This window comes from Streptosporangium canum (assembly GCF_900113865.1).
In the GTDB taxonomy this organism is placed as follows: Bacteria; Actinomycetota; Actinomycetes; order Streptosporangiales; family Streptosporangiaceae; genus Streptosporangium; species Streptosporangium canum.
The window spans coordinates 56439-70357 of sequence record NZ_FOQY01000002.1; the positions used below are offsets into that span (position 1 = coordinate 56439).

Below are 13919 nucleotides of genomic sequence, written 5' to 3' on the forward strand. Positions count from 1 at the left end.
GGAACAGCAGCTCCCCGGCGCGAGGCCACAGACACCGCGACCGGGCCGGCCGGAGCGTTCGGGCGGTGTTCGACGGATGCGCGATCACGCTGACGCGCTCCGATCACGATAGGGAAGTATCCGAATGCCGACCTATGTCCAGATAGAAAAGGGCAGACCGTCCGACCTGCCACAGCCGCCGCCACGTCCTCGTGCGTCGTGGCACCTGCGGGCGAACGCGATCGTCGTCGGCTGGCTGAGCCTGACCGCAGCGGTGGCGCTGACAGGCGACATGCTCCCAGCGCCGCGCTGGCTGCTGATCCACGTGTTCCTGCTGGGCGCGGTCAGCACCGCCATCCTCATTTGGAGCGAGCACTTCGCCGTGGCGCTGATGCGCGTCCGCACCCCGCCGCAGCGAGGCAGCCTGACCAGGCTCGCCCTGCTCAACGCAGCGACAACGGCGGTGCTGGCCGGGGTGTCGGTGGGACCGTGGCAGCTGGCCGCCGCCGGCGCGGCGCTGGTGGTGGGGGTGGTCCTGTGGCACGGGGCGGTCCTCGTCCTGCTCGTTCGGCAGGCGCTGCCCGGCCGGTTCGGGCACGTCATCGGCTGGTACGTCTCCGCCGCCGGAGCACTCGCCGTCGGCGGCACCCTGGGCGCGCTGCTGGCCGCCCACGTCTGGCACGGCGCGGTCCACGAGCGGCTGCGCGCCGCGCACGCCGAGGTGAACCTGTTCGGCTGGGTCGGCCTGACCGTGCTCGGCACGCTGTTCACGCTGTGGCCGACGGTCCTGCGGACCCGTATGTCGGAGGCGACCCGGAAGGCGTCGCGTGCGGGGCTGTGGCTGGCCTCGCCAGGTCTGACGGTGGCCGTCGCCGGACTGCTGACGGGCTGGCGGTGGATGGCTCTGGCGGGGCTGACGGCGTACGCGGCCGGAGGGCTGGCGGTGCTTGCGCCGCTGGCCGACGCGCTACGGCGCAGACGGCCCCACACCGGCGCGGCGTGGATGCTGGGGGCGGCGATCATCTGGTTCGAGGTGGCGCTGGCTGTCGATCTGGTGGTCGTGGCCACGCGCCCGGCGCACGAGGTCGCCGCGGCGCTGGACCCGCTGCAACCGCTGGTGCTGGTCGGGTTCGTCGCCCAAGTGCTGCTGGGCTCGCTGCTGCACCTGCTGCCCGCGGTGCTGGGCGGCGGGCCGGCCCGGTTCAAACAGAACGCGGCGCTGCTGGAACGCGGTTGGGCGGTCCGGCTGGCGGCCCTCAATCTGGGGGTGCCGCTGCTGCTGCTACCGCTGCCGCGGCCGGTGACATCGCTGGGCTGGGCGCTGGTGCTGGGCTCGGTGCTGGCCTTTGTCGTCTTGGCCGTGATCGCTTTGACCCGAGCCCGCCTGGCCGGTACACAGCCTGCGGTCGCCGCAGCGGCCACGGGGGCAAGTGGCCTGGCGAAGGGCGGCAGGACGTGGCGGCGATCGCTGCCGGTCGTCGCCGGGGTTGCCGTCGGCTGCCTGCTGACGGCTGCCGCGATCGTCGTCGCCACGACCGGCGGATCCGGGCCGGCGACGACGGTGACCGCGACCGGTTCCCGTACGGTCGAGGTGACGCTGTCCGGGATGAGCATCCGCCCCGCCGTGATCGAGGCGCCTGTAGGGACCGTGCTGACGTTGCGGGTCACCAACGCCGACGCGCAGCGGCACGATCTGCGCCTGGCGACCGGCGAACGCACCCCGATGCTGGCCCCGGGCCAGAGCGCCACGCTGAAGCCGGCGCCGCTGGGCGAGCCGGTGGACGGCTGGTGCACGGTGGCCGGGCACCGCGCGGCGGGCATGACCATGCGCCTCGTCCCGACCGGCACGGCCGCGGCGTCCCGGCCGCAGCCGAGCACCGGTCACAACGGGCACGGGCCGGCCGCCGACGGACTCGCCCGGCTGGACCTGGCCGCGCCCATGTCACCGGGCTGGAAACCGTACGACGCGACGCTCAAGCCCGTCTCCGGCGGCGCGGAGCACCACGTCGAGATCCGCGCCGACGACACGCTCGTCCAGGAGGTCGCGCCCGGGGTGCGGCAACGCGTGTGGACCTTCAACGGGACCATGCCGGGGCCGGTGCTGCGCGGCAAGGTCGGCGACGTGTTCGTCGTGACGTTCGTCAACGGCGCGACGATGGGCCACGGCATCGACTTCCACGCCGGGGCGACCGCGCCGGACGGGCCGATGCGCACGATCCAGCCGGGCGAGCGGCTGACCTACCGCTTCCGCGCCGACTTCGCCGGCGCGTGGCTCTACCACTGCTCGACCATGCCGATGACCCAGCACATCGCCAACGGCATGTACGGCGCCGTCATCATCGACCCGCCGGACCTGCCGAAGGTGGACCGTGAGTATCTGCTGGTCCAGGGCGAGCTGTATCTCGGCGAGCCGGGCAGCCAGGCCCAGGTCGCCAAGATCCGGCAGGGTGATCCCGACGGGTGGATGTTCAACGGTACCGCCGCCGGCTACGACCACGCCCCGCTGCGGGCCGAGGCCGGAGAGCGGGTACGCATCTGGGCCGTGGCCGCCGGCCCCAGCTCGGGCACCGCACTACACGTGGTGGGGGCGCCGTTCGACACCGTCTACCAGGAAGGCGCCTACCGGCTCCGCGCCCGGGACCCGGGCGGCGCGCAGGTGCTCGACCTGGCCCCCGCGCAGGGCGGCTTCGCCGAGCTCGTCTTCCCGGAGAGGGGCACCTACCCGGTGGTGGACCACACGATGCGCCAGGCCGAGGCGGGCGCACACGGCCTGTTCAAGGTGACCGGGCAGTGAACCTTCCGTGCGAGTCGCAGGCACATTCCGGCGTTGTCCCGCAGGGCCGCACGTCGCCTTACGACTCCTAACGGAATGATCCGCGTTGTGCTCCGCTCTCCCGCTGTAACGACAGCGGGGGAGCGGAGCCGATTGGCGCGGCTGAAGCCGTGGGAGGCCGGCGACAAGCTGGGGGCGATCATCGAGCCGCTGCCGCCCAGCCATCCGCGGCGAGTCCGCCGGCCAGGCTGAGAGCCGCCGATCCGCCGCAGGCCGTTCCGCATGTCGCGGCGGCCGGGGCGCCTACGGCATGTTCGGCGGCCGGCCCGCCGCCGGCTCTCCCGGCACCGGGCAGGGCGCCGGCCGGCCGTGACGTGGAGCCGGTCGTTTTGCCGGATCGGCAACGAGGTTTGTCGAACGGCGAGGTGTGGGCGGACCATCTTCATGAACGGAGGTGCTTCGCATGATTGCGCGAACACGGCAGATCTTGACATCCTCCCCCGGCTGAAGCGGGGGATTCCCGCCCTCGCAGGTGGGATCTTCCTGTTTCACCGCAGACCGCCCCCGGGACGGCCCCAAGCCGAGGTCTCACCCCCGCTCCGCGGGCGTTTCCCCGGCCCGGCGGCCAGGACCCGGACAGGCCGGCTTGACCATCGCCCGCCCGAATACACCGACCACACCAAGAGAAGGACGACGACATGCGGAAACCCCGAGGTCACCACACCCCCCGGGCCCTGCCGGCCCTCCCACCCTCCCCGTTCCTCCCCAGGGCCGAAGCCCGGGATCTCCTGGGGGGTTCCTGATGAGCGACGACCACCCCACCTCGGATGAGGAGTTCTGGGACACCCGCTACCGTCAGAGCGACCAGATCTGGAGCGGGAACCCCAACGCCGTCCTGGTCCGGGAAGTCACCGGCCTGGAGCCGGGCAGCGCCCTGGACCTGGGATGCGGCGAGGGAGCCGACGCGATCTGGCTCGCGCGGCAAGGATGGCGGGTCACCGCCGTCGACATCTCCCAGGTCGCCCTCGACCGTGCGGCCCGGTACGCGGCGGAGGCGGACGTCGCCGGCCGCGTCGACTGGCAACGGCACGACCTCGGGGTGTCCTTCCCCGCCGGGACCTTCGATCTCGTCTCCGCCCACTTCCTGCACTCCCATGGCGACATGCCGCGAGAGAGGATCCTGCGGACCGCCGCCTCGGCCGTCGCGCCCGGCGGAGTGCTCCTTGTCGTCGGACACGCGGGACACCCCTCCTGGGAGCACGATCCCCATTCCGGGGTTCGCCTGCCCACCCCGGAAGAGGTCCTCGAAGCCCTCGAACTCCCGGACGGGCAGTGGGAGGTGCTGCTCAGCGAGGAACATCAGCGGAGCCAGACCGGCCCCGACGGGCGACCGGGCACCCGTACGGACAACACCCTCAAGGTCCGGCGGCTGATCGGCTGAGCCCTCCGCGCCGAGTCCCGCCCCCGGCGCCCGCCGTCGCAAGGGGGGCGGGAGTCCGGTGCCGGCCTCCGAGCCTGTGCTGGGGAGAGTCGTCGTCTCCTCCGGCCGGCCACGGCATCCACCGACAAGTAGAGCAGTCTTGACAATAAAAATTTTCGGTGAGATCGTTGTCGCATGCGATCGGGAACCCGGTCGCAGCCGATCAGCCGTCACGCGAAAGTGCGCGACGACGACGTCGAAGCTCGCGGCACCTGGAGCTGAGGCGGCCGTCGCGCCCTCCGAGAGGACCGGCGGGCCGGAGGGTACGGCGCCGCCGTGGAGCCCGCCGGGTCGCCGTCGCCTTCGCGGCGGCGCCCACCCGGGCGCCGGAGCTCGGCGGCGGCGACCCTCGCTGACGGCGAAAGCGCACTTCCAGCACCGATGTCCGACGACCCGCACGACCGGGAGACCGATTCATGAGCACCGTAGTCTCGAAAGACGGCACCACCCTCGCATTCGACCGGATCGGAGAAGGGCCGGCGGTCATCCTGGTCGACGGTGCGCTCTGCCATCGATCGTCCGGACCGAACGGACCGCTGGCCGCGCTGCTGGCGGAGCGTTTCACCGTATACACCTATGACCGCAGGGGCCGTGGCGACAGCGGTGACACCGCTCCCTACGCGGTCGAACGCGAGGTCGAGGACCTCGAAGCCCTCATCGCGGAGGCCGGCGGATCGGCGTTCGTGTACGGCATCTCCTCCGGTGCGGCCCTCGCGCTCGAGGCGGCCGATCGCGGCCTCGCCATCGGCAGGCTCGCTCTGTACGAGGCGCCGTTCATCGTCGACGACAGCCGCCCTCCCGTGCCGCGGGACTACCGGGCCCAGATCTCCGAGCTGCTCGCGGCCGGTCGGCGGGGCGACACGGTCAAGTACTTCATGAGGAGAGCCGTCGGCCTTCCCGCCCTCGTCGTGGCCATGATGCGGTTCATGCCGGCCTGGTCGGGGCTCACGGCCGTCGCGCACACCCTCGCCTACGACGCCGCCGTCGTGGCCGGCACCCAGTCCGGGGAGCCCCTGCCGGCCGGCCGGTGGGCCTCCGTCACGCTGCCCACGCTTGTGGCGGTCGGCGGGAAGAGCCCCGGGTGGATGCACAACGCGATGGCGGCCGTCGCCGACGCCCTCCCCGACGCCCGGCACCACACCCTGAAAGGCCAGACCCACATCGTCAAACCGCAGGCCCTTGCCCCGGTGCTGATCGACTTCTTCGCCGGCTCCGGGCAGTTCGCCGGGCAGGGAGCGGACCGGATCTCGGCGGCGGGCCTCCCGGGGGGCGGTGGACAGCACGCCTCCGGCGGGCGGTCCCGGTAGCGGGCCGCCCTCCGGCCCCCGTCCCCGGCGATCTCGCGGTGCGCCGGGCCGGCGGGTGCGTAGGCTGACCCGGTGACGGAGACGCGGGCCACGGGATACGACTGCCTGTCATCCCGGTTCGTCCCGGAGGCCGAGCTACGGGAATTCCTGCTGGACTGCTTCGGGATCGCCGGGCACGAGCTGTTCGTCGGCCACGCCGACCGGGTCGCCGAGGGCCTGCCGGACGTCCCGCAGGACGTGGTGTTCGCCGCCTTCTGCACCTACCGGCAGGCCCGCGGCCACTTTGCGATGATCTTTGACGTCGGCGTCGAGGGACGTCTCGCCGACCGGGTGGGCCGCCGGGAGTTCGCCGAGAGGTTCGCCGCGCGCTTCGGCGCGTACGTGCTGTACGGCGACACCGAACCGCCGGGCCTGTGGACGGTGGTCCTGGCGGACGGCGGCCGTCTCCGCGCCGCGATGGAGGAGCGGGACGGCCGCTCCGTGCTCTACGCGGTCACGGCGCCGGTGCCCGGCCTCCCCGAGGTCCGGGTGGACGAAGGACTCCGGCGGATCCGATGAGCCTCACGGCTTCCCGGATCGGCCACCGCCCGCCACCTCCCGGACACGCCGTGCGGCGTGGTGGGGAGGCTCATCTCGGGAGCCGGACGCCCGTCGCGGAGGCGAGCCACGGACGCATCACCGGCAGGACGTGCGCGGCCTGCATGGCCTGGGTGTGGTCGAGCCCCTCCAGGACGCTCACCTCCCAGCCGAGGTCGCCGAGCTCCGCACGCCGGTTCACGACCGGGCCCGCCATGCTCACGTGCACCCCGCCCCACCGCTCGCCGTACTCTATTTCGTCCGCCGAGCCCACGAAGCAGAGGCGGGGACAGCTGATCCGCGCCTGGGCGGCGCGGTCGTCGAACCCCTGCAACGCCTGATACAGCGTGACGAACTGCCGGGTCTGCGCCTCCGTCATGGACACCTCCACCGACGACCAGTCGGGTTCCTCCGAGTTCCGCGAGGTCTGCGGGGTCGCGGGGGGGCTCTGGGGTGAGACGGCCATCTCGTGGGTGGCCATGGTCACGCGAAGCATCTCCGCGTACGGCCCGCCGAGCGGCGGGAAACCGCCCATGACGAGCGCCGAGAGCCGGTCGGTCCTGATCGCGAGCTGAAGCCCGCTCAGCGCCAGCCAGGAGTATCCGTAATAGGCGAACCGGTCGGCCCCCACCGCGTCGGCCACGGCGAGCAGGTCTCCGGCGACGTTGGCGGGTGTCAGGGTGTCTGGTTTGGGGGTGCCCAGGACATGACCTTCGTAGTCGAAGGCGACCACCTGGAACGCGTCGCTGAGGCCCTCGATGAGGGAACGGCCCAGGGCCGGGTCGGCGCCCCACTTCCGCATCGCCTCGGCCTGCGGCCCCTCCGCCGGACGCGGGTTGACCGGGAGCAGCACGGTGGGGCCCGCGCCGTGGACCTCCACGTCGACAGTGCTTCCGTCATGCAATTTCGCCTTGGTCATTGAAACCATCTCCAATTTCGATCCGCCACGACGGCAGACAACTCCTTAGGCCGTAAAGTATGGCCTCATGCCACAATAGTTTATAGCGTAAGGAGTTGTGTCGCGGAAACCTCGTCAGGAGGGGCGGCCGGCGGCCGCGCTTCAGGGGGCCCCGCGGGCGCGGGCCCGGGGGGAGGGGATCACGTCCCGGCTCTGTCCACGGTCGCCTCGATCCCGTCCAGCAGGACGGCGAGCCCGGCCTCGAAGGTCTTCCTCGCCTCCCGCTCCAGGTAGGGGACGCTCTCGTCCTCAGGAGGGGACGCCGGCCCGCTCTCGAGCCAGGCCACCATCGGGAAGCGCTCGGCGAAGTCGGGCGCGACCTCCCCCAGCAGGGCCGCGCGGGCCGGCCACCACTGCTCGTCGGACACCCCGGTCGCCGCCGCGGCCTGCCGTGACTCCGCGACGGTCTGCGCGGCCCCGCGCACGAAGTAGAACAGCGTCCCGACGACGCGTCGCAGCGGGCCGGCCTCCAGGCCGGTCGCGCGCAGGACGCCCACCACCGTCTCGAGCATGACGTACTCGTTGGGCCCCAGCACCGGCCGTACCTGCGACACCTGCAGCACCCACGGATGCCGCAGGTAGAACGCCCAGGCATTCTCGGCCCAGGACGTCACCCCGGCCCGCCAGCCCGCCCGCGGGTCGTAGCCGGCGGGCAGCTCGGCCAGGGTCCGGTCGTACATCAGGTCGACCAGCTCGCTCTTGCTGGGGACGTAGGTGTACAGGGCCATGGCCGTGCGCCCGAGCCGCTCGCCCACCGCGCGCATGGAAAGCGCGGCCATCCCCTCCGCGTCGGCGACGGCGATCGCCGCGTCCACGATCACGTCCACGCTCAGCCCCGGCTTGGGGCCCGGCCGCGCGTCCCCCGGCCCCTCGGTGCGCCACAGCAGGGCCATCGAACGGCGCGCATCGCCCTGTCCGGCAAAGACGACCACTTGCAGCTCCTTACAACATAAACTAACCTTGTCGATCGATCTCTTTATGGCATAAGGATATCAGCGGGCGGCGGCGCGGGCCGGTGGGGGACTGCGGGCGCGCCGTCCGGCGGCCGGCGGCGGGCCGCGGTGCCGTCACGGATGGCGAGGCGCTCGCTGGGCGGTCGCCGGCGGCTTGCCCGTCATTTCTCCTCCTGCCTGAACTGCTCCTCAAGTTTCAGGAAGAGGCGGCGTTCCCGGTAGGGCAGGTGCTCGTGGGAGGTGATCCGCTCGGGGTGCGGTGGCCGGCCGGGTGCCCGCTCCGGCCCGTGACGCGCCGGCCGCGTGGAGAGCTTGGCGGCCTCCGCCCGCAGGGCGGCCAGGACCTCGGGATTTGGCCACGAGGCCGCTCCGAGATACATCAGACCTGTTCCGAGGTAGGTCAGACCTCTTCTGAGGCGGTGTTTCATCCGCCGCAGAGCCCCTCTCTCCGGGGTGTCGTCGCGCATCCGGGCCTCCGGTGATCGATCCCGCGTCCGAGCCTGGCCGTGGCACCTCTCGGGCCGCTCGAGAACCGCTGGACTCCCACTCCCGCCGGCCGTACGGGCCCTTCTGGAAAAACGCGAAAGTGTGAAACGAGAGGAAGTGGTGTCAGAAGAGCATGGTGACGGCGATGCTGTTGGCGACGAGCGCCACCATCGCGAGTGCGGTGCGCAGCATGTGCCAGCGCCGCCACAGCGGGCGCGGATCCTGCCAGCCGGGCGGGATCGCGTCCGGATCGGTGCGGTGCACCCGCCTGTTGATCGGCACGTTGCGCAGGTGGGAGACCAGCGAGACCCCGGCCAGGCACACGGCCGCGCCGATGATCAGCGAGCGGGCCGTGGCCGCGGACGCCTGTACGGCGAGCACGATGTCCAGCAGCGTCGTGCTCAGCACGATGATCGGCATGGTGGGATCCCAGTTCCTGCCCAGCAACGTGTGCGTGTAGACATAGCGGTCCGGTGACATCGCGGCCAGGGCCGGTACCGTGCTGAGGGCCACCGCGAACAGCACACCGGCCACCGTTCCGCTGCCGAGCAGGGCCAGCACGCTGAGCACATGCATCATCGTGATCACCTCCAGACCGCACCGGCGATCAGATCCGCCTGAGCCGGGTCCGGGACGCACGGGAACAGGATCAGCTCGTCGCAGCCCGCGGCCCGGTAACCGGCGGCGAACTCCTGGAGCCGCCGCGCGTCGGTGAGCACGCCGCGCACGGCCATCTCGGCCTTCCAGCCGATGAAGGAGTAGTAGTCGAGCAGGTAGCGCTCGGCCTGCTCGCGCGCGCCCGGCCCCAGTGCCACATAGGCGATCGCCGCCAGGCGCGGCCGGTCGGCGCGGCCCGCGGCGCGCCAGGCCGTCCGGACGCGCTCGGCCAGTTCGGCGTAGCCCGCGGCCGAGCTGCCTCCGGCGATCCAGCCGTCGCCGAAAGCGGCGGCACGCCGCATGGCCGCGGGGGAGTGGCCGCCGACGAGCAGCGGCGGGCCGTCCTTCGCCCAGCGCGGGCCGGGGACCGGGCCGGCGGCCGTCCCGTCCCAGGACCGCCGCAGCTCGCCGAGCAGGTCGTCGAGCCGGCGCCCCCGCCCGGCGTACGGCGTCCCGCACGCCTCGTAGTCGTCCGGCCGCCCACCGGCCGCGACGCCGACCACGAGCCGGCCGTCGGAGAGCCGGTCCAGGCTGGCCAGCTGCTTGGTCAGCAGCGCCCTGTCACCCCGGTACGCGGCGATCAGGATGGTCGTGGCCAGCCGGATCCGGCTCGTCGCGCCGGCCGCGGCGGCGAGCGCGATCAGGGACTCGTAACCGTCGTACATCAGCCGGTCGAGCACGCCGAGGGAGGAGAATCCGAGTTCCTCGGCGCGCTGGGCCCAGACGAGGACGTCCCGGCCGGTGATCCCGGGGATCATCGTCGGCAGCCCGATCCCAACCTCCATGCCACCCTCCATGTCTCAGCCCGGCTGGGCGTCCTGGCCGGCTCGCGCCGGCGGTCCGGCTGTCACGGCTGCGCCCTCACCGCTCCACCGGGTGGGTGTCCACCGACAGCTGGGAGACGCAGCGCATGACCGCGTCGCGGAAGTAGGCTCCGAACGCCCCCGGCGTCGAGGTGTCGCGCTGCTCGGCGAGGTAGGGCGCGAGCTTCTCCTCGATCAGGTGCACGCCCCGCTGTCCCGCCATGTGCGCGGCCACGGCCCTGAAGTCGCCCTCGTAGTGGATCACGCGGACCATCACGTCGTCCTTGATGAAGACGGCCGTGCCGAGCAGGCGGCCGGCCTGCCCGCCCTCCTCGTCGCGCATGACAGGGGTGTCCACCCGCTGGAATCCGGCGAAGATTTCCGCGATCTCGTCCTCGTACCCGAGTTTGACCCGGTAAGTGATGGCAGCAAAGGGCATCAGATGCCTCCGTCCACGTTGAGAGTGACACCGGTGATGTACCGGGACACGTCGCTGGCCAGGAACAGCACGGCCGCGGCCACGTCGGCGCCGGTGCCCAGGCGGCCGAGCGCGGTCACGGCGCGGATGAGGTCGGCGACCGGGGGCGGCGGCCCGCCGCCGGGTTCGGTCACGATCACGCCGGGCGCCACCGTGTTGACCCGGATGCCGCGGCCTCCGAGCTCCCTGGCCAGTGACCGGGTCAGCCCGACGAGCGCGGTCTTGGAGGCGCCGTAGTGCGCGCTCTCCGGCCGCCCGCGCATGCCGGCCGAAGCTCCGATGTTGATGACCGAGCCGTTGTCGGCCAGCAACCCGAGCGCGGCCTGGGTCACCAGGAAGCAACTGGTCAGGTTCGTCTCGATGACCCGGTGCCACTTCTCCCCGGTGAGCTCCCCGAACGGCGACCGGCCGTCGACGCCGACGTTGTTGACGACCACGTCGAGCCCGCCCAGCGCCTCCCGGCAGGCGTCCGCGAGCGTGGCCACGCCGGCGGTGTCGGTGACGTCGGCCTGCACCACGCGGTGGCCGTCGCCCAGCCCCTTGAGCTCATGGGCGAGGGCGTCGGCCGCCTCGCCCGGGCTGCGGTTGCAGGCCACGACGCAGGCCCCGGCCCGGGCGAACGCGAGCACGGTCTCCCGGCCTATCCCGTGAGTGCCGCCGGTGACGAGGACACGTTTGCCGGCCAGTCCAAGATCCACGATTAACCTCCGTCAGGCAGTTACCTGACGAAGATGGTCCGGGTCACTCGCGATGGGCTGGAGTCCCGCTGGGCCGGCCCGCGAGGCGCCGGATCCGCGGCAAGCGGACCCCGTCCCGCCGGCCGATCACCGGCAGCTCACTGACCCCGCGCCCCCTCCAGCCCCTCCGCCGGGCGCCCCCTCAAGCCACCCTCGAGCCGTCCCCGCGCCACCGGTGGGAGTCTTCTGCGGCACGCACCCCCACCGCTCGGCCGTACGCCCTGACGACGCATCATCTGGAGGTCCTCCGATGACGACCACACGGAAAGCCCGCCGGCGGCGCCGGCCGCCGTCCGCTCCGGGTCCCCGGCGGTCACGATGACCGGCGCCAAGGTCGCGCTCGTCAGCGGTGGATCGCGCGGCATCGGCCGCGCGATCGTGCTGAGGCTGGCACAGGACGGGTTCGACGTCAGCTTCTGCTACCGCAGCGCCGAGGGACCGGCCGCGCAGCTCGTCAAGGAGGCCCGGCAGTCCGGCGGACGGGTGCTCCCGGTGCGGGCGGATGTGTCCCGCGGCGAGGAGATGCGCGCCTGGGTCACCCGCGCGGAAGAGGAGCTCGGCCCCGTCGACGCGGTCGTGACGTCGGCCGGCATCACCAGGGACGGGCCGCTCGTGCTCACCGAGGAGGCCGACTGGGAGGAGGTGACGCGCACCAATCTCGGGGGCGTCCACCACCTGTGCCGCGCCGCGGTGTTCGGCATGATGAAGCGCCGGTCGGGCTGCATCGTCACGATCTCCTCGGTGTCCGGGGTCTACGGCAACGCGGCGCAGACCACCTACTCGGCGTCCAAAGCCGGCGTCATCGGCTTCACCCGCGCGCTGGCGAAGGAGGTCGGCGGCCGCGGCGTGCGGGCCAACGTGGTCGTGCCGGGACTCATCGACACCGACATGACCGGCAAGCTCAGCGAGCAGGTCAGGCGGCGGCTGACGGAGGCGACAGCCCTGAGGCGGTTCGGCCGCCCGGAGGAGGTGGCCGAGCTCGTCGCCTTCCTGGCCTCCGATCGCGCCGCGTACATGACCGGAAGCGTCGTCGAGATCCACGGCGGGATCGCGATCTGAATGCGCGACACGACATGAACGTCCCCGTCGAGAGACGCCCGCCCGCATGGGACGTGATCGTCATCGGGGCGGGGGTGGGCGGCCTGGTGTGCGCCGCCTACCTCGCCGCTCCGGTCGTCGTCTCCAACGCCGACTACCGCCGCACGATCCTCGAACTGTGCGATGACGGCGCGGGGTTCCCGCCGAGACTCCTCGCCCGGGCGAGAGCCTCGACGATGCGCCTGCCGTGGGCGGTGCTGTACATCGCTCTCGACGTCGCCAAGCCGTACACCCCCGACGCCAACGTCTGGTGGTTCCCCGGGGAGGACATCGAGCGGAGCTACGCGCGCCTGCACGAGGGCGTCCGCGACGAGCTGCCGTTCGTGTTCGTCTCCTTCGCCCCCGAGGACGGCGGACGGGCCCATCCGGCCGGGCACAGCAGCCTTCAGGTGATGACCGTGTGCCCGCCCGGCCACGGATGGTGGGGGATGCCGGGCGGCCCGGCCGACGGCGTCCGCTACCGGCGCGATCCCGCCTACCTGGCGGCGAAGCGGGGGCTGACCGAGGCGATGCTGACGGCCGCGGAGAAGGCGGTCGGGCCGCTGCTGCCGGAGGTGCACGCGGGTGCGACGCTCGGCGATCCGTCGCTGCTGCCCGCCCGTCCGGCCGGCTGGGATCCGCCGGCGGTCTCACGCGGCCGCGGCAGGCGCGGGGCCCGCGGCCGCCCGCGCCTGCCGGAGGCCGGCTGACCTCAGCGGACGGCGGAGCGCAGCTCGGCGACGACGGCGGCGTCCTTGTCGCCGTCACCGGCGAGGACCGCCTCGGTGAACCGGTCGGCCGCGCCCGCCGTGACCGGCAGCTCAAGGCCGTGCAGGGCGGCCTCGCCCACCGCGAGGCGCAGATCCTTCTCCATCAGGGCGCTGCGGAACGCCGGGGGCTCGTAGTGGCGGGTGCGCATCAGCTCCGCCCGGAACGCCAGCGTCGGCGAGCTGAACCCGCTCTTGGTGACGGCGGCGAGAAGGAGGTCCCGGTCGAGCCCGGAGCTTTCGGCCAGCAGCACCGCCTCGGCCAGCGCGGCGACCTGGTTGCCGAGGATCAGGTTGAAGGACAGCTTCAGCACGCACGCCGAGCCGGCCGGGCCGACGTACAGCACGTCCTGGCCGAGTGCCTCCAGGACGTCGTGGGCCTCGGCGGCGTCCGCACGCCGTCCGGCCGTGAAGATCCGCAGCTTGCCCGCCCGCGCCATGGCGGGGTTTCCGAGCACGCAGGCCTCCACGCGCCGGGCGCCGGTCCGGGCCAGCCGCTCGGCCGCGTCCGCGGAGTAGGCGGGCGAGACGGTCGAGGTGTCCACGACGAGCGCGCCGGGACGCAGCCGCCCGGCCAGCTCGCCGAAGAGGACCTCTTCGACCGCCGCCTGGTCGCTCAGGCTGAGGATGACGATCCGCGCGCCCTGGGCGGCTTCGGCGCCCGAGGCGGCGACGCGCGCTCCCGCCTCGGCGAGCGGCGCGGTCTTGGCCGCGGTGCGGTTGTGCACCACGAGAGGGAATCCGGCGCCGCGCAGGCACAGTGCCATGCCGGCGCCCATACCGCCGAGTCCGACGAACGCCAGCTCGTTGTCGCTGCTCACCACGGTCACCCTTCGACGATGACGGTCCGTTGGCGCTGATGTGCCTGCCGTCACCCTGTGGCCCCGT

The 13919-nt window shown here is 72.6% G+C and carries 14 protein-coding genes; 6 read left to right on the plus strand and 8 right to left on the minus strand.

Annotated elements, in window-relative coordinates:
• Positions 1 to 124: 124 nt before the first annotated feature.
• From BM085_RS02560 to BM085_RS02575, 4 genes are all read left to right on the plus strand, one after another.
• A complete protein-coding gene (locus BM085_RS02560) occupies positions 125 to 2773 on the plus strand; it encodes a multicopper oxidase domain-containing protein (protein ID WP_093885418.1) in 2649 nt (882 codons plus the stop codon).
• 781 nt (positions 2774 to 3554) lie between these two features.
• Positions 3555 to 4193, plus strand: a complete 639-nt coding sequence (locus BM085_RS02565; protein ID WP_093885419.1) for a class I SAM-dependent methyltransferase — start codon at positions 3555 to 3557, stop codon at positions 4191 to 4193.
• Positions 4194 to 4648: 455 nt separating this feature from the next.
• The gene (locus BM085_RS02570; protein WP_093885420.1) at positions 4649 to 5539 is read left to right on the plus strand and encodes an alpha/beta fold hydrolase; all 891 of its coding nucleotides are present in this window, start codon (positions 4649 to 4651) and stop codon (positions 5537 to 5539) included.
• 72 nt (positions 5540 to 5611) lie between these two features.
• Positions 5612 to 6097 (plus strand): hypothetical protein, encoded by a 486-nt coding sequence (locus BM085_RS02575; protein WP_093885421.1) that lies wholly within the window; start codon positions 5612 to 5614, stop codon positions 6095 to 6097.
• 70 nt (positions 6098 to 6167) lie between these two features.
• On the opposite strand, the gene BM085_RS02580 is transcribed toward BM085_RS02575, so the two are convergent.
• From BM085_RS02580 to BM085_RS02610, 7 genes are all read right to left on the minus strand, one after another.
• Positions 6168 to 7034: an alpha/beta fold hydrolase gene (locus BM085_RS02580; RefSeq protein ID WP_093885422.1), complete on the minus strand. Its 867-nt coding sequence runs from the start codon at positions 7032 to 7034 to the stop codon at positions 6168 to 6170.
• A 179-nt stretch (positions 7035 to 7213) separates the two neighbouring features.
• Positions 7214 to 8005 (minus strand): TetR/AcrR family transcriptional regulator C-terminal domain-containing protein, encoded by a 792-nt coding sequence (locus tag BM085_RS02585; RefSeq protein ID WP_093885423.1) that lies wholly within the window; start codon positions 8003 to 8005, stop codon positions 7214 to 7216.
• Between the two features lie 182 nt (positions 8006 to 8187).
• Entirely contained in the window at positions 8188 to 8493 is a 306-nt protein-coding gene (locus tag BM085_RS02590; RefSeq protein WP_143120775.1) for a hypothetical protein, read from the minus strand.
• Between the two features lie 142 nt (positions 8494 to 8635).
• On the minus strand, positions 8636 to 9091 hold the full coding sequence (locus BM085_RS02595; RefSeq protein ID WP_031173397.1) for an anthrone oxygenase family protein: 456 nt from the start codon (positions 9089 to 9091) through the stop codon (positions 8636 to 8638).
• A gap of 5 nt (positions 9092 to 9096) precedes the next feature.
• Positions 9097 to 9954: an LLM class flavin-dependent oxidoreductase gene (locus BM085_RS02600; protein WP_093885425.1), complete on the minus strand. Its 858-nt coding sequence runs from the start codon at positions 9952 to 9954 to the stop codon at positions 9097 to 9099.
• Between the two features lie 76 nt (positions 9955 to 10030).
• Complete coding sequence (locus tag BM085_RS02605) at positions 10031 to 10411, minus strand: SchA/CurD-like domain-containing protein (RefSeq protein WP_093885426.1); 381 nt, start codon at positions 10409 to 10411, stop codon at positions 10031 to 10033.
• On the minus strand, positions 10411 to 11148 hold the full coding sequence (locus BM085_RS02610) for an SDR family NAD(P)-dependent oxidoreductase (RefSeq protein WP_093885427.1): 738 nt from the start codon (positions 11146 to 11148) through the stop codon (positions 10411 to 10413). The genes BM085_RS02605 and BM085_RS02610 overlap by 1 nt, the downstream gene beginning before the upstream one ends.
• A gap of 357 nt (positions 11149 to 11505) precedes the next feature.
• On the opposite strand from BM085_RS02610, the gene fabG reads away from it, so the two are divergent.
• Complete coding sequence (gene fabG, locus BM085_RS02615; protein ID WP_093885428.1) at positions 11506 to 12246, plus strand: 3-oxoacyl-ACP reductase FabG; 741 nt, start codon at positions 11506 to 11508, stop codon at positions 12244 to 12246.
• Between the two features lie 14 nt (positions 12247 to 12260).
• On the plus strand, positions 12261 to 12974 hold the full coding sequence (locus BM085_RS02620; RefSeq protein WP_177244925.1) for a phytoene desaturase family protein: 714 nt from the start codon (positions 12261 to 12263) through the stop codon (positions 12972 to 12974).
• Between the two features lie 2 nt (positions 12975 to 12976).
• Here the strand turns inward: BM085_RS02620 and BM085_RS02625 are convergent, their stop codons facing one another.
• A complete protein-coding gene (locus tag BM085_RS02625; protein WP_093885429.1) occupies positions 12977 to 13861 on the minus strand; it encodes an NAD(P)-dependent oxidoreductase in 885 nt (294 codons plus the stop codon).
• Positions 13862 to 13919: the final 58 nt, after the last annotated feature.

Coding starts and splice junctions, on each gene's coding strand:
- BM085_RS02595 (WP_031173397.1), bottom strand. CDS start 9,091: ATGATGCATGTGCTCAGCGTGCTGGCCCTGCTCGGCAGCGGAACGGTG.
- BM085_RS02590 (WP_143120775.1), bottom strand. CDS start 8,493: ATGCGCGACGACACCCCGGAGAGAGGGGCTCTGCGGCGGATGAAACAC.
- fabG (WP_093885428.1), top strand. CDS start 11,506: ATGACCGGCGCCAAGGTCGCGCTCGTCAGCGGTGGATCGCGCGGCATC.
- BM085_RS02565 (WP_093885419.1), top strand. CDS start 3,555: ATGAGCGACGACCACCCCACCTCGGATGAGGAGTTCTGGGACACCCGC.
- BM085_RS02605 (WP_093885426.1), bottom strand. CDS start 10,411: ATGCCCTTTGCTGCCATCACTTACCGGGTCAAACTCGGGTACGAGGAC.
- BM085_RS02600 (WP_093885425.1), bottom strand. CDS start 9,954: ATGGAGGTTGGGATCGGGCTGCCGACGATGATCCCCGGGATCACCGGC.
- BM085_RS02620 (WP_177244925.1), top strand. CDS start 12,261: ATGAACGTCCCCGTCGAGAGACGCCCGCCCGCATGGGACGTGATCGTC.
- BM085_RS02560 (WP_093885418.1), top strand. CDS start 125: ATGCCGACCTATGTCCAGATAGAAAAGGGCAGACCGTCCGACCTGCCA.
- BM085_RS02570 (WP_093885420.1), top strand. CDS start 4,649: ATGAGCACCGTAGTCTCGAAAGACGGCACCACCCTCGCATTCGACCGG.
- BM085_RS02580 (WP_093885422.1), bottom strand. CDS start 7,034: ATGACCAAGGCGAAATTGCATGACGGAAGCACTGTCGACGTGGAGGTC.